16 protein-coding genes, 1 pseudogene and 1 riboswitch are annotated in these 20,396 nt (G+C 66.3%); of the genes and pseudogenes, 11 read left to right on the top strand and 6 right to left on the bottom strand.

The window, feature by feature from the left end:
- Window positions 1-18: 18 nt before the first annotated feature.
- Window positions 19-795, top strand: coding sequence for a siderophore-interacting protein (locus PW843_15160; protein MDE1147939.1), 777 nt, complete (start codon window positions 19-21; stop codon window positions 793-795).
- A 42-nt stretch (window positions 796-837) separates the two neighbouring features.
- On the opposite strand, the gene PW843_15155 is transcribed toward PW843_15160, so the two are convergent.
- The gene (locus PW843_15155) at window positions 838-1,425 is read right to left on the bottom strand and encodes a hypothetical protein (GenBank protein ID MDE1147938.1); all 588 of its coding nucleotides are present in this window, start codon (window positions 1,423-1,425) and stop codon (window positions 838-840) included.
- A gap of 214 nt (window positions 1,426-1,639) precedes the next feature.
- Here PW843_15155 and PW843_15150 point away from each other — a divergent pair, with 214 nt between their 5' ends.
- A complete protein-coding gene (locus tag PW843_15150; GenBank protein MDE1147937.1) occupies window positions 1,640-2,806 on the top strand; it encodes a M23 family metallopeptidase in 1,167 nt (388 codons plus the stop codon).
- A gap of 4 nt (window positions 2,807-2,810) precedes the next feature.
- Here PW843_15150 and metA read toward each other — a convergent pair whose 3' ends face one another.
- Both metA and PW843_15140 read right to left on the bottom strand, forming a co-directional pair.
- A complete protein-coding gene (metA, locus tag PW843_15145; GenBank protein ID MDE1147936.1) occupies window positions 2,811-3,716 on the bottom strand; it encodes a homoserine O-succinyltransferase in 906 nt (301 codons plus the stop codon).
- 39 nt (window positions 3,717-3,755) lie between these two features.
- Window positions 3,756-3,860: riboswitch (SAM-I-IV-variant riboswitch) on the bottom strand.
- Between the two features lie 85 nt (window positions 3,861-3,945).
- The gene (locus PW843_15140) at window positions 3,946-4,956 is read right to left on the bottom strand and encodes a glycerophosphodiester phosphodiesterase (protein ID MDE1147935.1); all 1,011 of its coding nucleotides are present in this window, start codon (window positions 4,954-4,956) and stop codon (window positions 3,946-3,948) included.
- Window positions 4,957-5,364: 408 nt separating this feature from the next.
- On the opposite strand from PW843_15140, the gene era reads away from it, so the two are divergent.
- From era to PW843_15105, 7 genes are all read left to right on the top strand, one after another.
- Window positions 5,365-6,252: a GTPase Era gene (gene era / locus PW843_15135; GenBank protein ID MDE1147934.1), complete on the top strand. Its 888-nt coding sequence runs from the start codon at window positions 5,365-5,367 to the stop codon at window positions 6,250-6,252.
- A 139-nt stretch (window positions 6,253-6,391) separates the two neighbouring features.
- Window positions 6,392-8,872: a heavy metal translocating P-type ATPase gene (locus PW843_15130; GenBank protein MDE1147933.1), complete on the top strand. Its 2,481-nt coding sequence runs from the start codon at window positions 6,392-6,394 to the stop codon at window positions 8,870-8,872.
- 11 nt (window positions 8,873-8,883) lie between these two features.
- The gene (gene cueR / locus PW843_15125) at window positions 8,884-9,276 is read left to right on the top strand and encodes a Cu(I)-responsive transcriptional regulator (protein ID MDE1147932.1); all 393 of its coding nucleotides are present in this window, start codon (window positions 8,884-8,886) and stop codon (window positions 9,274-9,276) included.
- A 345-nt stretch (window positions 9,277-9,621) separates the two neighbouring features.
- Window positions 9,622-11,589: a methyl-accepting chemotaxis protein gene (locus tag PW843_15120; GenBank protein MDE1147931.1), complete on the top strand. Its 1,968-nt coding sequence runs from the start codon at window positions 9,622-9,624 to the stop codon at window positions 11,587-11,589.
- Window positions 11,590-11,705: 116 nt separating this feature from the next.
- Window positions 11,706-12,107, top strand: a complete 402-nt coding sequence (locus tag PW843_15115) for a DUF1801 domain-containing protein (GenBank protein MDE1147930.1) — start codon at window positions 11,706-11,708, stop codon at window positions 12,105-12,107.
- Window positions 12,108-12,193: 86 nt separating this feature from the next.
- Complete coding sequence (locus PW843_15110; protein MDE1147929.1) at window positions 12,194-12,457, top strand: type II toxin-antitoxin system ParD family antitoxin; 264 nt, start codon at window positions 12,194-12,196, stop codon at window positions 12,455-12,457.
- Entirely contained in the window at window positions 12,457-12,798 is a 342-nt protein-coding gene (locus tag PW843_15105) for a type II toxin-antitoxin system RelE/ParE family toxin (protein ID MDE1147928.1), read from the top strand. The genes PW843_15110 and PW843_15105 overlap by 1 nt, the downstream gene beginning before the upstream one ends.
- 38 nt (window positions 12,799-12,836) lie before the next feature.
- Here PW843_15105 and PW843_15100 read toward each other — a convergent pair whose 3' ends face one another.
- Both PW843_15100 and PW843_15095 read right to left on the bottom strand, forming a co-directional pair.
- Window positions 12,837-13,673: a hypothetical protein gene (locus PW843_15100; protein MDE1147927.1), complete on the bottom strand. Its 837-nt coding sequence runs from the start codon at window positions 13,671-13,673 to the stop codon at window positions 12,837-12,839.
- A gap of 153 nt (window positions 13,674-13,826) precedes the next feature.
- On the bottom strand, window positions 13,827-16,013 hold the full coding sequence (locus tag PW843_15095) for an EAL domain-containing protein (GenBank protein MDE1147926.1): 2,187 nt from the start codon (window positions 16,011-16,013) through the stop codon (window positions 13,827-13,829).
- Between the two features lie 306 nt (window positions 16,014-16,319).
- Here PW843_15095 and recO point away from each other — a divergent pair, with 306 nt between their 5' ends.
- Window positions 16,320-17,096 (top strand): DNA repair protein RecO, encoded by a 777-nt coding sequence (gene recO, locus PW843_15090; protein ID MDE1147925.1) that lies wholly within the window; start codon window positions 16,320-16,322, stop codon window positions 17,094-17,096.
- A 204-nt stretch (window positions 17,097-17,300) separates the two neighbouring features.
- Window positions 17,301-19,554, top strand: a pseudogene (gene parC, locus PW843_15085) (DNA topoisomerase IV subunit A).
- Between the two features lie 215 nt (window positions 19,555-19,769).
- Here the strand turns inward: parC and PW843_15080 are convergent.
- Window positions 19,770-20,234, bottom strand: a complete 465-nt coding sequence (locus tag PW843_15080) for a hypothetical protein (GenBank protein MDE1147924.1) — start codon at window positions 20,232-20,234, stop codon at window positions 19,770-19,772.
- Between the last annotated feature and the right edge of the window lie 162 nt (window positions 20,235-20,396).

Here is a 20,396-nt window from a genome sequence, read left to right as displayed (position 1 = left end):
ACTTGGGGGAAGATGGAAATGGAAAGCCCGGATGCCTTGATTGGGGCTGGTGAGTTGGAACCGCAGCCCGGCCGGGTGGCGCAGACCCTGAGGCGCTGGTTGATGCGTACCGCCCGCGTCGCCGCGGTCGAGAGCTTGTCCCCGTACTTTCGCCGGGTTCGGCTGGAGGGTGAGGAACTGGTCGATGCCGCCTGGGAACAGGGGCAGAAGATCCAGGTGGCGATGGGGACGGGGCTCAGCGCCCGCACCTACACGCCGATTTCCTGGGACAACGACCGGGGCGCCACCGACCTGCTGATCTTCACGCACGGCGACGGCCCGGGCAGCCGCTGGGCCAGCCGCTTGCGCGCGGGTGCCGCCTGTCAATTCATGGGGCCGCGCCGGTCCCTGGATCTTGTCGGCTTCGGGACGCCGTTGACCCTGTTCGGGTTCGGAACACCGTTGACGTTGTTCGGGGACGAGACATCTTTCGCGCTCGCGGTGTCGCTACGCGCCACGCTGGGCGGCGGCCTCAACAGCGTCTTTGAGGTGTCGGACAAAGTCGAGGCCCAGTCCGTCCTGGATGCGGTGGGGCTGGGCGGTGCGGCGCTGGTCGAGCGCCGGCCGGACGATGGTCATCTTGAGGCCGCGACCGCCGCCCTGTGGCGCTTTGCCGATCATGGCGCGCGTTTTGTGCTGACCGGCAAGGCGCAATCGATCCAGCAGGCGAACCGGGCCCTGAGGGCGGGCGGCGTGGCGCCATCACGCATCAAGGCCAAGGCCTATTGGGCGCCGGGCAAGACCGGGCTGGACTGAAGGCAGATGAGCAGGGCGCCCATCCGTTCAGGCATGCCGGGTTCAGACACTGAACGTGAAGCCGTCTGTGCCGTTGCCAGTGATCTGGATGACGTTGCCCAGATTGGCGGCGCTGCCGCTGCCCACGATGCTGGGGGAGCCGATCCACCAATTGTTCACGCTGGAAAAATTGGTATCGAAATGCCCCTGCCCGAAATACAGCTCGCACAGGAACGACTGCCGGTTGTTCACCATGAACGAAACCATGTAGCCGAAACAGAAATTGAGCAAGGCCGGGAAATCCGGCGGCGGCGTGTCCCCGGAATGGATGTTGGTGAACATGTTGTTGGCGTTGCCGCCGGACATCCGGATGAAGTTTTGCGCCGACACGGCCGATCCCGTCCGGTCGCAATCCAACTCAAGCGTGATTTTGGGGGAAGCGCCAAGGAAGAAGGGTTCGGTTCCGGGACTGGAGCTGTCCCCAATAGAAACGGACCCGTCCAAATAGCTCACGCTATTAATTGCAACGCCAACGCCGGCCGTCAGAAGGCATTGATTGGCAACCATTTCTATCCCCTGCGGGCGCGTCAAGGATCCCATGGCGTTGCACCCCTTTTGAAACGTGCCGTTAACTCTATGGGCGAGGGCCATGTAATTTTCAATAAGTATTTTTGTGTTGCTGTGCGCATCATGTTCGCAGTTTAGCTAAAAATTGTTTTTATTGTTTCCTATGCTTTTGAACAGTGGTCATTCGGTTATTTATCAATCCCTTCGATAGTGAGAAGGCGGCGGGTCAAGGAAGCGGCTGTTAAACCGCCCGATTACCGTGCATCTTCGGTTGAATCCCCCTGATGCCGGAGCAGACGTGGTCCGCCGTTCCCCCGCACGCGTCCTTGCCGCTGTCTTCGCGACACTGATTTCCGTTGCTGCCGGGGCGCAAACGGCTCCGCATTCGATCACACCCCTGGATATCCGCATCCTGAGCCCGGCCGGCGTCGTACCCACCACCGATGGCGCGCATCTGGTGTTCGAGGCGGTCATCGGCAACTACGCGGCCCTGCCGATGACTTTGGCGACCGTGCACCTGGGCACGGCTTCGTCGCCGGATGCCTTCGGCCGCTTCGAGGGGGCGGCCCTGGATGGTTTGCTGCAGCGACCGGGCCGCGCTTCAGGCGATGGGGTGGCGGCCACCCTTCAGGGCAACAGTTTCGCTGTCGCGCTGTTCGACGTGCGCCTGGCCGACACCGCCGTTACGCCGCAGGCATTGGCGGGCTTGCGCCTGGGCGTGACCATCGCCCCGTTCAAGCCCGGCTTGCCCGACACCACGTTGAACACCGGTGTCGCCGTTCCGGTGAACACATGGGAGCCAACGGTACTGTCGGCCCCGTTGAGGGGCGGTGGTTGGGTGGCCTTCAACGCCCTGTCCAACACCTCCATCCACCGCACGACCTTGATGGTGGTGGACGGTCAGGTCCGCGTGCCGGAGCGTTATGCCATCGATTTCGTGCAACTGGATGGTCAGGGGCGGGAGTTCGCCGGTGAGCAGGGACGCAACGAATCCTGGCCGGGATATGGCCAGCCGGTGCTGGCGGTGGCGGACGGTGTGGTGACGGTGGTGCGTGATGGCCTGCCCGACAACGTTCCGGGGCAGCCGCCGGCGCAGAAGGCGACGTTGGACACCATCGCCGGCAACATGGTGATCCTGCGCGCAGGTGCGGTGTCGGTGATGTGCGCCCACCTGATCCCCGGCAGCCTGACGGTGCGGCCGGGGCAGGCGGTGCGAAAGGGCCAGGTGCTCGGCCGGCTGGGCAATTCCGGCCAGTCGGACGCGCCGCACCTGCACCTGCAAGTGACGGACCTGGACCATCCGGCGGCGGCGGATGGCCTGCCCTTCGTCTTCGATGCCTTCACCCTGGAAGGAACCGTGGCCGACACGGCGGCCATCGATGCCGGTGGCGCCTGGACCGCCGACGCGCCACCGCAGGCGCGCCGACATCAGTTGCCGCTGGAAAACGCCGTCTTGGGGTTCTGAGTTCCTAGCGGCCGATGGCCAGCGCGTCGAACGGCGTGGTCTGGTAGATGTCGTTGATCCAGTTGCCGAACAGCAGGTGCGCGTGGCTGCGCCACCGGTTCCCCGGGGTACGGGTGGGGTCACCGCCGGGGAAGTAGTTGGCGGGCAGTTGGGCGCCACCGTCGCGGCGATATTCGTCGCCCAGGGTGTTGGTGTCGTATTCCAGGTGGTTGAACATGTGCAGCGCGCGGTGGTCCGGGTCACCGACCAGGCAGACGCCGGTGTCGTCGCTGGCCGCCAGGATGCGCAAACCGCCGTCGGTGGGGATGTCCTCCCTTCGCATCTCCGTCCAGCGCGAGACGGGAACGTCGAAATCGTCGGAGAATCCACGCAGGTAGGGCGAGGCCGGGGCCAGGTTGCGGTGGGGGAAGACGCCGAAGGCCTTCTGATTCAGCGCATGTTTGGGCACGCCGTGGAAATGATGCAGGGCCGCCTGCGCCGCCCAACAGATGGTGAGGCAGCGGTGGACGTGGGTCTGCGTCCAGTCGAAGATGGTGCGCAGTTCCGGCCAATAGCGCACATCCTCGAACGGCAGCCGTTCGACCGGCGCGCCGGTGACGATGAAGCCGTCGAAACGCTGGGCGCTGACATCGCTCCAGGGACGGTAGAAGGCTTCCAGGTGATCGGCCGGGGTGTTGCGCGCCACGTGGTCGGTGATGCGCACCAGCGTCAGCTCGATCTGCAACGGGTTGGCACCCAGCAGGCGGGCCAGCTGCGTCTCCGTGCTGATCTTGTTGGGCATGAGGTTCAGCAGGCCGATGCGCAGCGGCCGGATGTCCTGACGCACCGCGTCGGTCTCGCGCATCACATCGACACCCTCCGCTTCCAGAATGCGGCGGGCGGGAAGGTCATCCGGAATGGTGATCGGCACTTCTACGTCGTTCCCTACACATGAGGGCGACGCTAGTGGCTTCGTCCGTTTTGTTGCCGGCGGGCCCCATCCCCCTCGCGGGGTGCCACCTTGCCCGGAGCGGCAGGTTGGCGTTGGGCGTCGCCCCAACTCTTGATGTGGGCGGGATACTAGCGATGGTCCCGCCGATGGGCAAGCGACGTTGGGGAGGCCCGCGCCGGACGCAGGCCTCCGCCATTTCCATTGGGGGTCAGTGCTTCTTGGCCACGGCATCGACCGGGTAGCCCTTGGGCAGGACGATGCCCTTGGTGGCCGCCGTCTCACGCAGGATCACCGGCTGGTCGGAGATGATGCCGTCCACGCCCATGTCGATCAGGCGGGCGATGTCCTCCGGCTTGTTCACCGTCCAGGGAATGACGGTCAGGCCCAGGCCGTGCGCCTCATCCACTAGCTTGGCGTCGACGTCGGTGTAAAGCGGCGACCAGATCTTGCCGCCGGCGGCCTTGATGGCCTGGGGCACGGTGCCGCCGTGGGTGGCGGGGTCGAAGCCGGCCGTCCAGGCGCTGGTGCCGGTCAGGCTGACCGACGGCTCGCGCGGGTCCTGCTCGGTGAGGTAGGAGGTGAGGATGGCCGGCGCCTTCTGCTGCACCACCTGCAGGGTGCGCCAGTCGAAGGACTGGATGATCACCCGGTCCTCGAACTTCTCGGCCTTCAGCACGGCCAGCACCTTGTCCACGAACACTTCCGGCGCCGGGCTGTCCTCGGGATGGTCGGGGGCGATCTTGGTCTCAATGTTCAGCTTTACGGTCTTGTTGCCGGACCGCTTCACCAGCTCGATCACCTCTTTCAAGGTGGGGATTTTGGTGCCGGGGATGGGGCGCTGGTCGGGGAAGTGGCTGCCGTAGGTGCTGCCGGGCCGCAATTGGCCCACGTCGTAGGTCTTGATCTGCGCCAGGGTCAGGTCGAAGAAGGCCGGGGTGGGGGCGGTGACGTAAGTTCCGTCCGGCCCCTTGGCCAGGTCCGGGTTAAGGTGCCGCTCATGCGAGATCACGACCTCACCGTCCTTGGTGATGTTCATGTCCAGTTCCAGCGTGGTCACGCCCAGCGACAGGGCGTGGGCGAAGGACTGCAGCGTGTTCTCCGGCCACAGCGCGCGGCCGCCGCGGTGCGCCTCGATATCCAGGTCGCGGGCGAGGCCGGTGGCCGGGGCCAGGGGAAGGGCCATCAGGGCGATGAGGGCGAGGCGATGCGGCAGGGACATTGAGGCGGGCTCCTGTTACTATTGACGCGGCCGAGGCCGATGGCGCGGAGCCTAGCCCTTCGGGTTGACCACCCCGTGTTAAATTTCCAAGGCGGTGTTGCACCGGTTCCCACTGTGCAATCCTTGGATGCCGGGCCGTCGCTGGTGTTGTCCGGCCGTCTGTGTCATGAACCCGCCCATGGTGCGGCGGGCAGGTGTCTTGGTGATGCCTGCCCGTCGTTTTTCAAGGATATGAGGGTAATGAGCGAAGTGGATCACGGCCAGGACGGCCTTCCCCCCGATGAGGACACGGTGGCCGGCGCCGCCCCCACCCATGAGGAAGAGGCGGGGGAGGAGGCGTTCGCCGACGCTGAAGACGATTTTGAGGACGGGGAAGACGACGGCGAAGAGGGGCCCGACCTGGCCCCCATGCGTTGCGGCTTCGTGGCATTGGTTGGCGCCCCCAATGCCGGCAAGTCCACGCTGCTGAACGCCGCGGTGGGCAGCAAGGTCTCCATCGTCAGCCCCAAGGTGCAGACCACCCGCTCACGCGTGCTGGGCATCGGCATGCATGACCGCGCCCAGATCCTGTTCGTGGACCTGCCCGGCATCTTCACGCCCAAGAAGCGGCTGGAGCGGGCCATGGTGGCCGCCGCCTGGAGCGGGGCGGAAGAGGCCGATTTGCTGGCGGTGCTGGTCGATGCCTCGCGTCGGGTGGATGACGACACCAACGGCATCGTGGAACGGCTGAAGCAGTCGAACCGCAAGGCCATCCTGATCCTGAACAAGATCGACCTGATCCCGTACGAGCGCCTGCTGGCCCTGGCCGCCAGCCTGAACGAGACGGGCGTGTTCACCGATATCTTCATGATCTCCGCCCTGACCGGCGACGGTCTGAAGGACTTGATGGACAGCCTGGCCGCCCGCCTGCCGGAAAGCCCCTGGCTGTACCCGGACGACCAGCTGTCGGACATGCCGATGCGCCTGCTGGCGGCCGAGATCACGCGCGAAAAGCTGTTCCTGCAACTGCACCAGGAACTGCCCTACGCCATCGCGGTCGAGACCGAGGCGTGGGAGGAGTTCGACGACGGTTCGGTGAAGATCAGCCAGCTGATCTACGTGCAGCGCCCCAACCAGAAGGCCATCGTCCTGGGCAAGGGCGGGGCCAAGATCAAGGCTGTCGGTGCCGCGGCCCGCACGGACCTGGAGGAAATCCTGGACCGCCGCGTGCACGTCATGCTGTTCGTGAAGGTGCGTGAGGACTGGGCTGAAAAGGCCGAGAACTACAGCCAGTGGGGCCTGGACTTCAACGCGTGACGCGCTGAGGCCGGTTCGGTTTGTGAAGAAGGGTGGGGTCCTGCGACCCCGCCCTTTTTCTTGGCCTCAAGCAAGCGCTTGACCCTCCCATGATGGAAGGGTCTATGGTTGCTGGACAGTGCCGTTCAGGAGACCGCCCATGTCCGAAGCCACCGCCCTTGCCCCCGCCACCACCGGCATCGACATTCCCGTCGGGGGCATGACCTGCGCCGGCTGCGTCCGGCGGGTGGAGAAGGTGATCGCCGCCGTGCCCGGCGTGGCGGCCGCCACGGTCAACCTGGCGACCGAGCGCGCGCATGTGGACCTGGCCGACCGGACGCAATTGCCCGCAGTGGTGGCGGCCATCACCAAGGCGGGGTATGAGCCCGGCACCCATGCGGTGGAATTGGCCGTGGCCGGCATGACCTGTGCGGCCTGCGTGGCGCGGGTGGAAAAGGTGTTGCGCCGCCAGCCGGGCGTGGTCGCGGCCAATGTCAACCTGGCGACGGAACGGGCGACCGTGTCGCTGGTGGATGGCAGCGACGCGGCCGCCGTGGCGGCCGCCGTGACAAGGGCCGGTTATGAGACGCGCCCCTTGAACCAGGAGGACGGCGCCGATCAGGCGGACCGGGAGCGTGAGGCCCGCGCCCAGGAAATCCGCGACCTGGCCCGGTCGGTGACCATCGCCGCCGTGGCGACGGCGCCCTTGTTCGGGGTGGAGATGGCGCGCCACTTCGTCCCCGGCGTCCATCATTGGCTGGCGGCCACCCTGGGCGAACAGCCCTGGCGCTGGGTCAGCCTGGTGTTGGCGGCCTTCGTGCTGTTCGTGCCCGGCCGGCGCTTCTTTGCCAAGGGTGTGCCCAACCTGGTGAACGGCACGCCCGACATGAATTCCCTGGTGGTGTTGGGCTCTGGCGCCGCCTTCCTTTATTCCGTCGTCGCGACCGTCCTGCCGGGCCTGCTGCCGGCCGGCACCGACAATGTCTATTTCGAGGCGGCGGCCGTCATCATCACCCTGATCCTGGTGGGGCGCCTGTTCGAGGCGCGGGCCAAGGGCCGCACCAGCGAGGCCATCCGCCGCCTGCTGACCCTGCAGGCCAAGACCGCGCGGGTGGAACGCGGTGGCCAGACGGTGGAACTGCCCATCGCCGAGGTGGTGGTGGGCGATGTCGTGCTGGTCCGCCCGGGCGAGCGGGTGCCGGTGGACGGCGCGGTGCTGGACGGCGCGTCCTTTGTGGATGAGAGCATGATCACCGGCGAACCGCTGCCGGTGGAGAAGGGGGCCGGTGCCGCTGTCGTCGGCGGCACGGTCAATGGCGCCGGTTCCTTCCGCTTCCGGGCGGAGAAGGTGGGGGCGGCCACCCTGCTGTCGCAGATCGTGCGCATGGTGGAAACTGCCCAGGGCGCCAAGCTGCCCATCCAGGCGGTGGTGGACCAGGTGACGGCCTGGTTCGTGCCGGCCGTCATCGCCGCCGCCTTGCTGACCTTCGCCGCCTGGTACTTCTTCGGCCCGGGGCTGGGCTATGCCGTGGTCAACGCCGTGGCCGTGCTGATCATCGCCTGTCCGTGCGCCATGGGCCTGGCCACGCCCACCTCCATCATGGTGGGCACCGGCAAGGCGGCGGAACTGGGCATCCTGTTCCGCCAGGGCGACGCGCTTCAGGGCCTGCGTGATGTGCGTGCCGTGGCCTTCGACAAGACCGGCACCCTGACCCTGGGCCGGCCGACGCTGACCGATTTTCATGCCGCCGACGGCTTTGACGAGGCGGAGGTGCTGGCCTTGGTCGCGGCGGTGGAGGTGCTGTCCGAACACCCCATCGCCCAGGCCATCGTGACCGGTGCCGGCGTTCGCAGCCTTACGGTCGCCGAGGTCGCGAACTTCGAAGCCGTGCCCGGCTTCGGCGCCCGGGGGCGGGTGCAGGACCGTAACGTCGCCGTGGGCGCCGACCGGTACATGACCCGCCTGGGCATCGGCGTGGCCCCCTTCGCCGAGGTCGCGGCCCGACTGGCCACGGAGGGCAAGAGCCCGCTCTACGCCGCCGTGGATGGCAAGCTGGCCGCCATCCTGGCGGTGGCCGATCCGGTGAAGCCGGATGCCGCCGCCGCCGTGGCGGCGTTGCGCGCTGCCGGCCTGGCGGTGGTGATGGTCACCGGCGACAATGCCCGCACCGCAAAGGCCGTCGCCAGCAGCCTGGGATCTGACCTGGAGGTGGTGGCCGAGGTGCTGCCGGAGGGCAAGGTCGCGGCGGTCAAGGCGCTTCAGGCGCGTCACGGCCGCGTGGCCTTCGTTGGTGACGGCGTGAACGACGCCCCCGCCCTGGCCACCGCCGATGTCGGCCTGGCCATGGGGGCCGGCACCGACATCGCCATCGAGGCCGCCGACGTGGTGCTGATGCGCGGTGACCTGATGGCCGTGCCCACGGCCCTGGCGCTCAGCCGGGCGGTGCTGGGCAACATCCGGCAGAACCTGGCCTGGGCCTTCGGTTACAACGTCGTGCTGATCCCCATGGCGGCCGGCCTGCTGTATCCCCTGTGGGGCCTGCTGCTGTCGCCCATGGTGGCGGCCGGCGCCATGGCGCTGTCCAGCGTCAGCGTCTTGACCAATGCCCTGCGCCTGCGCCGCTTCAAGCCCGCCGCCTGAGGAGTCACCTTATGAACATCGGCGAGGCGGCGAAGGCGTCGGGCGTCAGCATCAAGATGATCCGCTATTACGACCAGGTGGGTCTGGTGCGCCCCGCCGGCCGGTCGGAAGGCAATTATCGCGAATACGATGCCCGCGCGCTGAACGAGCTGCGTTTCATCAAGCGGTCGCGCGGCTTAGGCTTCAGCCTGGAGGAGATCGCCCAGCTGCTGTCCCTGTGGCGTGACCGCGACCGGCCCAGCCGCGAGGTCAAGGCCATCGCGCAGCGCCACTTGGACGATCTGGACGCCCGCATCCGCGAGATGCAGGCGGTGGCTGACACGTTGCGCCACCTGTCCCATTGTTGCGCTGGCGACGACCGGCCCGACTGCCCCATCCTGGCCGATCTCGGCGGTGAAGAATAATCCGCCGGGCGACGTGATCCGCCCGCTGCGGTTTCGCTTTTCAGCGCAGATTCGCGAAGATCGGGTTTTTGAGAAAATCCAAAGTAATATTGTTCTTATAGTTTCGTTATTTCATTTCAAACGCGTCGTGTGGGCTGGCCAGCGGCCGCGCCAAGGGCGATTTTCCTAGCCTGATATCTGTTATGCGCGGAAACTGTATTCATTATTTTTTATCATTCGATATGTATACCCCCATATCAAGATATCGCTATCGATCGACGGAACGCCCCACGGCTTGGGCGCTTTCGGCGTGATGATTTGGCGTTGTCCGCAATCAATGGATTGGTAGTGGCAGGGGTCCCAATCATGCAGCATTTCCGTTCCATCGCCGCCAGGTTGATCCTGGCCATCGCGCTGATCGCCGCCAGCACCTGTGCGGTGCTGGGCGTCATCGCCGTGATCAAGCAGAAGAATCTCACCGATATCGCGCTGCGTCGGGAAATGATGCTGCAGTATCAAAGCGTCATCGCGGTCTTCGAATATGAGGGCCGGGCCACCACCGCGGTGGCGGGCACGCTGGCCAACCTGCCGCCTGTCATCGACGCCACCGCCCGTGAGGATCGCGGCGCCCTGGCCGGTCTGCTGGGCAAGGCGGATGACGCCGCCAAGACCATGGGGCTGGCCACCTGGTCGCTGACCAAGGCGCCGGGCGTGACGGTCTACCGGGCGCACAAGCCGGACTCCTTCGGTGATGACGTCACCGCGCGCCGCCGCACGGTGGCCAAGCTCTACCGCGACCAGAAGCCCGTCACCGGGCTGGAGGTGGGACCGCAGGGCGATCTCGGCATCTATTCCGTCGTGCCCATGGTGAAGGACGGCAAGGTCTTCGCCGCCTTTGATGTGGCCGCCCCCCTGACGCCGCAGTTCGTGCAGCGCATCAAGGCCAGCTTCAACGTCGACATCGCCATCCACCGCGTCGCGGACGGCAAGGTGACCACCGTTGGCGCCACCTTCGACCAGAAGAGCCTGGCGACCCCGGAAGAGGTGGCGACCGCGTTCGCCGGCACGCCGGTGATGCGTCCCGCCACGTTGGGCAAGGAACCGGTTGAGATTTACCTGGGCCTGATCAAGGACTTCGCGGGGGAGCCCCTGGCCGTGGTCGAACTGATCAAGGACACCACCTCCTTCGCCAAGGTGGAGAGCAGCAGCCGCTGGTCGCTGATTGGGGCCGCCGTCGTCGTGCTGGTGGCCGCCATCGTCATCGCCCTGTTCGTGGGGCGCGGCCTGTCGCGGCCCATCATCCGCCTGCGCCAGGCGATGACCGAACTGTCGGCCGGCAACACCGCCACCGACATCCCCGGCGGCGAGCGTGGGGACGAGTTGGGCGAGATGGCAAAGGCCGTGTCCGTCTTCAAGGACAGCATGGTGGAGGCTGACCGCCTGCGCCGCCAGAACGAGGCGGACCGCGTGGCGGCGGAGGCGGAGCGCAAGCGCCTGATGTTGCAGATGGCCGACAATTTCGAGGCGGGGGTGCGCCAGGTGGTGCAGGCCGTGTCCGACGGCGCTCAGCAGATGACCCTGACCGCCCAGGCCATGACGTCCACCGCCGACCGGGCGCAGCACCAGTCGGCGTCCGTCGCCGCCTCGTCCGAGCAGACCTCTGCCAACGTGCAGACAGTGGCGACGGCGGCTGAGGAACTGTCCGCCTCCATCAGCGAGATCGGGCGCCAGACGGTGGAAACCAGCCGCGTCGCGTCCCAGGTGCAGGACGACAGCCAGCAAGCGGAAGCCATCATGCGTGGCCTGACCGACGCCGCCCAGCGTATCGGCGAAATCGTGCAACTGATCCAGGGCATCGCCAGCCAGACCAACCTGCTGGCGCTGAACGCCACCATCGAGGCGGCGCGCGCGGGTGAGGCCGGCAAGGGCTTCACCGTGGTGGCGTCCGAGGTCAAGGCCCTGGCCAATCAGACCGCCCAGGCGACGGAGGAAATCCAGTCGCAGGTCACCGGCATTCAGGAAGAGGCGCGCCGCGCCGCCACCAGCATCCGTGGCATCACCCAGCGCGTCGGCGACCTGGCTGGTGGTGCCACCGCCGTTTCCGCCGCGGTGGAGGAACAGGGTGCCGCCACGCAGGAAATCGCCCGCAACGTCAACCAGGCTGCCGCCGGTACGCAGGAAGTGTCGCAGACCATCGTCCTGGTTTCCCAGTCCGCTCGTGAGACGGGGGACGAGGCCAGCAAGGTGCTGTCCACCGCCCATGACCTGGTGCAACAAAGCAACCGCCTGCGGGAACAGACCGATCGCTTCATCGCGGAAATCCGCGCCGGCTGATCCGCCACCATTGCTTTCGCTCAAGTTTGAGACCGCCGCCGGCTATCCACGCCGGCGGCGGTTTCGTCTCGGCTCTATCCACTCGACAATTCGCATCCGTCGGCCAAACTGGGCGGATGGAAGCCCTGTTCCTCCTGTCCGGCGCCGTCCGCCGCCATGCGGAAGTCGAAGCCTGGTTCGCCCAGGATGACGGGCTGCGCCCTCTGGTCCGGCCTTGGTTCGAGGCCCTGCGGAACTGTGGCCCCGACGTACGAGACCTGCTGCACGACGGCCACCCCACCGCCTGCGTCGGCGATGCCGCCTTCGCCTACGTCAAGGCTTTCACAGCGCACGCGAACCTCGGTTTTTTCCACGGCGCCGACCTCGACGATCCCGCTGGCCTGCTGCTGGGCACCGGCAAGCGCATGCGTCACGTGAAGCTGGTGTGGGGCCAGCCACCGAATGTCGTGGCGCTCAATGGGCTTATCGCGGCGGCGTACGCGGATATCCGGCGGCGGCTGGATGGCGATGTTCGATAAAAGATTTAAGCCAAGATTTGACAAAGTTTGGCCATATCTTACCATCCAAACCAGGAAGAGCCCAGCAGCCGATGGGAGTGTTCTGGATGAGTACCTTAAACGTTTCGATGCCCGAAACCATGAGGGCCTATGTTGAGAAGCAAGCGGAGGAAGGCCAATACAGCGCCAGTGAATATATCCGCCACTTGATCAGGGAAGATCAAAAACGGCAGGCAGAACATGCCCGTAAGCTGTTGGGCGATTATCTCGCGCTCAGTGCGCAGCAACTGGATGAAGGCGATATTGCTGACGTGTCCGTCGAAAGCCTTCTAGCGGAGGGGCGCGCCCGGCGCCAAGCTCAGTCGTCTTAATGGCCAAGGCTTCATATATCCTTTCCCGCGAAGCGGGTTTGGATCTCGCCGAAATCGAAGATTATACCGCTTGTTGTTGGGGAAATGCCCAGGCGGAGGATTATCTTCGGGCGCTTTTCCTTGCTTTTGAACGCTTGGCGAAGAGTCCAGATTTGGGGCGCCGCCGCTCGGATATTCCTGGACCTTATCTTGTCTATGGCGTCGGCAGGCATTTGATTGTCTATCGATACCAAGAGCATGCTCATCGGTTGGAGATTCTCAATGTGCTGCATCCCGCCATGGATATCTCTGCACGGATGAAAAAGGCGTTGAGCCGTCACAAGCAGGGTCCGAAACAATGAAGGGGCATCATCTGTGATAGCCGGAGTCTGCCTCGTTTTTACTCCCGGCAAATCGGCAGCGGCCGGGGCGGGGGTAGGGGGTGGTCCCTCCGGTATTGGGTGATCGTCGGCTCAAGCATCTCCTTGGGCCAGAACCTGGGCGTGCCGACCTCGTTCAGGCATGACGCGTTCCAGTAGAAGCCGGTGCTTTCGGGCCGTTGGCCGGCCGCCAGCGCCTTGGCGACGGCGGTGATGTCCGCTGCTTCCGGATAGATGTACAGCGTCGTCGGGTCGGCCTTCACCATCACGGAAATCTGCGGCGCGTCGGCGGGCGACCAACTGGTGCAGCCGTTGCTGCGGCCGCCGCTGTAGTCCACCAGCGTGCCGAACGGCACGTAGCCGTCCGGGTTGGCGTATGCGCTGTGCGGATCCTTCTTGAGGCACAGGCCTTTCAAGGTGACGGCCGGGTGGCCACCGATGGCGCGGGGGCGGGCATTGGCGGTGTCGCCTTCGCCGTCGAACTGGATGAACGACCGGATCAGGGCCGCATCCTGGCCCCCTACCGCGCGGTAATACCCCTTGAAGGTCGTCTTCTCCTCCGCCGTCACATAGGCGCCGCCGGCCGTCAGTTCCGAATCCTGGGCGTTGCCGAAGTTCCGTGCGCACCGCCGGCTGTTGGAGAAATCCACCACCCCGGGAAGGTCGCGGCCGGCGCCATGACCGGCGGAAATGGCCTGGAAGGACTGGCTGGCCTCACAGATCACATAGAACCGGCGGCCCGGGCCATCGTCGTCCGACGTGTTGGGGCGGGTGGCGTCCATGGCGAAGTAGCAGGGGTTGCGGATCACGCCCTCGGCCAGCTTGCGCTCATGCAGCGCGCGGGCCCGCAGCAGCACGATTTCCGCGATCTGGCCGTCGCCATCGCCGATATGGGCGTTTAGCCAGGAAGGAAGGCTGGTGGATAGTGCGGCCGCGAATGCCGGTGGCGGGGCCCAGAGGGCGAGCATGCCAAGAAGGACGGATATCGAACGGACCAAGCCCCGCAATCCCTACCTCCGTCCCAGCGGTACCCGCATTCCCGACACCGCCGACAGTGCCTCGCGACGGCGGCGGTCGTCCATCAGTTCCTCCACCGCCTCCTTGGGCAGGGGTGGGGCGAAGTAATAACCCTGGCCGTAATGGCAGTGCAGGTTGCGCAGGAAGTCGGCCTCGGCCTGCTTCTCGATGCCCTCGGCGATGACCTCCAGGTCCAGGGCCTGGGCCAGCAGGGTGATGATGCGGGCGATGGCGCTGCGGCGGTCGCCCTCGCCGGTGGCCCGCACGAAGCTGCGGTCGATCTTCAGCGTGCCGATGGGATAGCGGTGCAGGTAACTCAGGGAGGAGAAACCGGTGCCGAAATCGTCCAGCGACAGGCGCACGTCCTGGTCCTTCAGCGCCTGCATGATGGCCAGGCAGTGGCCGGGATCATCCAGCAGCAGGCTTTCGGTGATCTCCAGCTTCAAGGTGCCGGGCGTGATGCGGTGGGTGGCCAGGGTGTGGGCCACAGCCTGCACCAGGTCATCCTCCATCAACTGCCGGCCGGAGACGTTGACGCTCATGAACAGGTCGGGGGAGAAGCGGCCCTGCCATTCCGCCAATTGCCGCGTCGCCTCCGTCAATGCCCAGCGGCCCATCTTCAGGATCAGGCCGGTTTCCTCAGCCAGGTGCACGAAGTCGCTGGGCGGGATCATGCCGCGGTCGGGATGGAACCAGCGCATCAGCGCCTCGAACCCCGCCACGGCGCCATCGCTGAGGCGCACGATGGGCTGGTAGAACAGGTGGAACTGCCGTGCCTCCAGCGCATGGCGCAGGTCGTTTTCCAGGCGCAGCCGGGCCAGGGCGTGTTCACGCAGCGCGTCGTCGAACATCTCCACCCGGTTGCGGCCGCCGCTCTTGGCCCGGTACATCGCCAGGCCCGCGTCGCGTACCATGTCACCGGCCGCACTGTAGCCGCTGCCCGACAGCACGATGCCGGCGGTCACCGTGACCACCATCTCCTGCCCGCTTTTCAGGGTCAGGGGCAGGGCCACGGCGGCGGCCAGGCGCTCGGCCACGTCCACCGCCGTCTTCATATCCGGCACGCCGTCCATCAGTATGCCGAATTCATCGGCGCCCAGGCGCGCCACCGTGTCGCCGTTCCGGCGGGCGCTGTCCAGCCGCTGGCCCACGGCGCACAACACCTCATCCCCCGCCAGCGGGCCCAGGGTGTCGTTGACCGTCTTGAAATGGTCGATGTCGAAGATCATCACCGCGAACTGCGCCTCATCCGGCCGGCGGCGACGGCCCAGCGTCTGGCCGATGCGGTCCAGCAGCAGCATGCGGTTGGGCAGGCGGGTCAGCCCGTCGTGGAAGGCATCGAACAGCAGTTGCTGTTCCGCCCGCTTGCGCGCCGTGATGTCGGACATGGATCCGGCCATGCGGACGGCCACGCCGTCGGCGTCCCGGATGGCGACGCCACGGATCAGCACCCATAGTTCCGCACCGCTGGAATGGCGGGCGCGGACCTCTTCCTCCAGATGGGTGCTGCCGCCGGCCAGGTGGGTTTCCACCGCCGCGCGCAGGCGGGGCCGGTCGTCGGCCTGGACCTGGGCGTACCAGTCCTCAATCGTCGCCACGCGCGGGGTGGCGACGCCGGCACGCGCATGCGCGTCCATGCCCAGGATGGCGGTGCCCCGGGAAGAGAGGTAGAGGCGGTCGGTCGCCACCTGCCAGTCCCACAGCCCGTCATTGGCGCCCTGCGCGGCCAGGGCGTAACGCTCCTCACTCAGGCGCAGCTGTTCTTCGGCATTCTTCCGGTCGGTGACGTCACGCTGGGACCCGACGATGCGGATGGGTTCACCCTCGTCGTCCAGCACGACGATGCCCCGGCACATCATCCACAGCACGTGGCCTTCGCGGTGGGTCATGCGGTATTCGATCTGGAAGGGCTTGCCGCCGGCGCTGGCCTGGGCGTCCAGGGTCGCCTGCAGCCAGATCAGGTCATCCGGATCCACCCGGTTCAGCCATTCCTCGGGACCGGTGCCGACCTCATCGTCGGCGAAGCCCAGCAGCGCCTTCCAGGACAGGGCGTAATAGACCCGGTCGGTGCGCAAATCCCAATCATACAGCCCCTCATTCGAGGCCGCGGCCGCCAGGGCGTACCGCTCCAGCGCCAGTCTTTCGGAATCGGGCAGCGAAACGCCGGGCCGATTGCTCATGGTGAGCGCAGCCCATCGGGCCGTACGCCGCGGGGCGGGGTGCGGCCGTCCTGTGCCGTCCTGTCTGGCATGCCATCCTCTTGAGGGTGGGGGCTGTGCACGGCGCCACTCGGTTCCCGTTGGGAAATTGGTGCGAGGGTGTTGTCAGGCGGTAAGCCTATACCAAAAATCGCGGGAGTGACACCGTTGGCCTGTCTTTGTACGCATCGCGCATGGATAGGATCCGGAATGGCGAATGCGTGGTCACGGGTTCGCATGGCGTGTCATTGCTTCTACGGTGCCTACGGACTCTGCTAGAAAGAAGCCATGGAATGGACCGACGACGGCATCGTGCTCTCGGCCCGCCCGTTCGGCGATACCGCCGCGCTGGTGGTGGTGTTGACCCGTGACCATGGCCGGCATGCCGGGGTGCTGCATGGCGGGCAGTCGTCGCGCCATCGCGGCATGCTGGAACCGGGTGCCCAGGTCAGCGCCCGCTGGCGCGCCCGCACCGCCGACCAGCTGGGGAACTGGACGCTGGAACCGGTGCGCAGCCCCGCCGGCCTTTACCTGGACGATCCCCTGCGCCTGGCGGCCATTATCGCCGTCACCGCCCTGATGGATGCCATGCTGGCGGAGCGGGAGGCGCACCCGGGCCTGTATGACGCCAGCATCGCCCTATTCTCGGCCCTAGAACTGGACATCTGGCCGGCCATCTATGTGCGGTGGGAGATGGGGTTGCTGGAGGAGGTGGGCTTCGGCCTGGACCTCAGCCGCTGCGCCTCCACCGGGCAGCCGGCGGGCAACGGCAACGACCACCTGGCCTATGTCAGCCCCCGCACCGGCCGGGCCGTGTCGCTGTCGGCGGGGGAACCGTTCCGCGACCGCCTGCTGCCCCTGCCGGGCTTCCTGATCGGCCTGGGCTTCAGCGGGGGTGGGGAGGAGGATGTGGCCGCCGGCCTGCGCCTGACCGGTTATTTCCTGGAACGCCATGTCTTCGCCCAGCGCCATGCCGAGGTGCCATCGGCGCGGGAGCGCCTGGTGGAGCGATACCTGCGGATCAACGGCCTGACGGCACCGGAATCGCTTGCGCCAGACGCCTAAATCTTTTCCCTCAAGCGGCGGGCGCCGCCGTCCGGCGGCTTGCCTCGTCCTCACTTTCCGGTCCACTGACGTTCCCCGGAAAGCTCCGGCGGCCGCAGTTGCGGCCTAAAGGCGAGCCCCAGACTGGGGGTCTGATGCTCGCCTCCGTCCTATGGCTGGGCGTACTGGCAATCGCCGCACCATATCTGGTAGTGTCCCCGCATCATGACCGATGCCGCCACCGAGATCCTCGATAAGCCCCTGGCCGATGCGCTGGGCGAGCGTTACCTGTCCTATGCCCTGTCGACCATCGTGTCGCGGTCGCTGCCTGATGTGCGCGACGGGCTGAAGCCGGTGCACCGCCGCCTGCTGTTCGCCATGAGCCAGCTGAAGCTGGAACCCACCACGCCGCCCAAGAAGTCAGCGCGCGTGGTCGGTGACGTGATCGGCAAGTTCCATCCCCATGGGTGACAGTTCGGTCTACGACGCGCTGGTGCGCCTGGCGCAGGAGTTTGCCGCGCGTTATCCCCTGGTCCAGGGCCAGGGCAATTTCGGCAACATCGACGGCGATAACGCCGCCGCCATGCGATACACCGAGGCCCGCCTGACGGAGGTGGCCAAGGCCCTGCTGGACGGCATCGACGAGGACGCGGTCGATCTGCGCGCCACCTACGACGGTGATGGCGAGGAACCGGTGGTGCTGCCGTCGGCCTTTCCCAACCTGCTGGCCAACGGGTCGGCCGGTATCGCCGTGGGCATGGCCACCAGCATCCCGCCGCACAACGCCGGCGAGATCTGCGACGCCCTCAGCCTGATCATCGACCGCGAACTGCTGGTGCCGGAGGATCGGCGCCGCCCGGTGACGGTGGATGAGCTGGTGACCCTGATGCCGGGGCCCGACTTCCCCACCGGCGGCGTGCTGGTGGAAAGCCGGGATGCCGTGCGGGAGGCCTATCGCACCGGCCGCGGCGGCTTCCGCCTGCGGGCCAAGTGGGAAACGGAGAAGCTGGCCCAGGGCACCTGGCAGATCGTCGTCACCCACATGCCCTATCAGGTGCAGAAGTCGCGCCTGGTGGAGAAGATCGCCGAACTGCTGGCGGAGCGTAAGCTGCCCCTGCTGGAAGACGTGCGCGACGAATCGGCGGAGGATGTGCGGCTGGTGCTGGTGCCCAAGAGCCGCAACGTCGATCCGGCGGTGCTGATGGAACAACTGTTCCGCAACACCGACCTGGAAGTGCGATTCCCCCTGAACATGAACGTGCTGGACGCCGACCAGGTGCCGCGCGTCATGACCCTGCATGAGGTGCTGCGGGCTTACCTGGACCATCGCAACGTCGTGCTGGTCCGCCGTTCCCGCCACCGCCTGGGCAAGATCGATCATAGGCTGGAGGTGCTGGGCGGCTACCTCATCGCCTACCTGAACCTGGATGAGGTCATCCGCATCATCCGCGAGGAGGATGAGCCCAAGGTTCAACTGATGAAGACCTTCGGCCTGACCGACGTGCAGGCCGAAGCCATCCTGAACATGCGCCTGCGCAGTTTGCGCAAGCTGGAAGAGATGGAAATCCGCAAGGAGCACGACGGCCTGTCGGCTGAGCGGACGGACCTGCTGTCCCTGTTGGATGACGAGGACAAACGCTGGTCGGCCATCGCCGCCGAAGTGGCGGCCACCAAGAAGAAGTTCGGCCAGGCGACCGAACTGGGCGCGCGGCGCACGTCCATCGGCGATACGCCCACCGACGTGGTGGTGCCGGTCGAGGCGATGATCGAGCGTGAGTCGGTCACCGTTTTCCTGTCGGAAAAGGGCTGGGTCCGCGCGGTGAAGGGCCATCTGCCGCCGGCCGAGACGGCGGAGGCCAAGTACAAGGAGGGCGACGGCGAACGGTTCGTCCTGCACGCCGAGACGACGGACAAGCTGCTGGTCTTCTCCAGCACCGGCAAGTTCCACACCATCGGCGTGGACCGCCTGCCGCGCGGTCGCGGCTTTGGCGAGCCCGTGCGCCTGATGGTGGATCTGGGCGATGCCGACATCGTCACCCTGATGCCCTATCGTCCGGGCAAACGCCTGATCGTGGCGTCCAGCGACGGCCGTGGTTTCCAGGTGGAGACGGACGAGGTGGTGGCCCAGACCCGGTCGGGCAAGCAGGTGCTGAACGTCGGCGACGGCACCACGGCGCTGGTCTGCATACCGGTGGAGGGCGACACCATCGCCGTCATCGGCAACAACCGTAAACTGCTGGTCTTCGCGCTGGAGGAATTGCCCGTCATGGTGCGCGGCAAGGGTGTGGCCCTGCAGAAGTACAAGGACGCCAGCCTGTCCGACATCTCCGTGTTCGAGGCCGCCAAGGGCCTGTCGTGGAAGATGGGCGGCAGTGGCGAGCGCACCCGGGTGGAAACCGACCTGTCGGGCTGGCGCGGCGCGCGCGGCTCCATCGGCAAGATCCCGCCCAACGGTTTCCCCAAGAACAACAAGTTCTGATCGAGAGACGCCGGCACCACCAAGGGCCGGCGTTTTTCTTATGCGCGACATTTGAACGTGACCGTTCAAATGTCCCCTCACGCGCCGGGCGCCAGCATCCGCTGGCTTGGCTGATCCTCGCTTTCCGGTCCGCTACGCTTCCCGGAAAGCTCCGGCGCCCGCAGTCGCGGGCTACAGCGGCACAAGTTAAATCTCGTGCCGCTGGTATATAGGTGTCAGCGCGCCCGGACGGTGATGGTGACGGTGTCGCTGTAGAAGCCGCCGGTGCCCACCACCCGTTGTCCCGGCATGCGCAGCAGGATGGAACTGATGCGCAGTTCCGTCTGCGGGTCCAGGCGGTTGATCACTTGCGGTTCGCTCAAAGGGCGGCCGTCCATCTGGTCATAGGAAATGGTGTAGGGGATCTTGTCGCCCTGACGGTCCATCAGGGCGCCGCCGTTGACGGACGACAGCACCACGGTGTAACCGGCAGCCGCGTTGCAGCGTTCCCCCAAATCACCCAGCAGGACGTCGCCGCCCTGGGTCGACAGGCTGGTCTCCTCGGTTGAGACCGAGACGAAGCAGTTGGTTTCCACCACCCCGCGCACGCCAATATCCAGCGCCGCCGCCGGGCGCAGGGCCGGCAGGGTCAGTAACAAGGCCAAAAGGGCAGGGCGGACGTAGCCGCTGGCCGCACGCATCGGACGGGGCGCACCTCAAGACACACCGGGACGGACGCCCACCCAGGGCGCCGATTGCCGGACTGTCACGGCAACGCAATATACATGCCGTGAATGGCCGGGGTTTTAGCGGTCGGGACTCGGCCGCGTCCTTGCAGAATGAAAGGGCGCCTTTGCTTTATG

Source organism: Azospirillaceae bacterium, from assembly GCA_028283825.1.
In the GTDB taxonomy this organism is placed as follows: Bacteria; Pseudomonadota; Alphaproteobacteria; order Azospirillales; family Azospirillaceae; genus Nitrospirillum.
The sequence above is the reverse complement of the archived record's forward strand: the minus strand, read 5'-3'. Positions and strand labels throughout refer to the sequence as shown.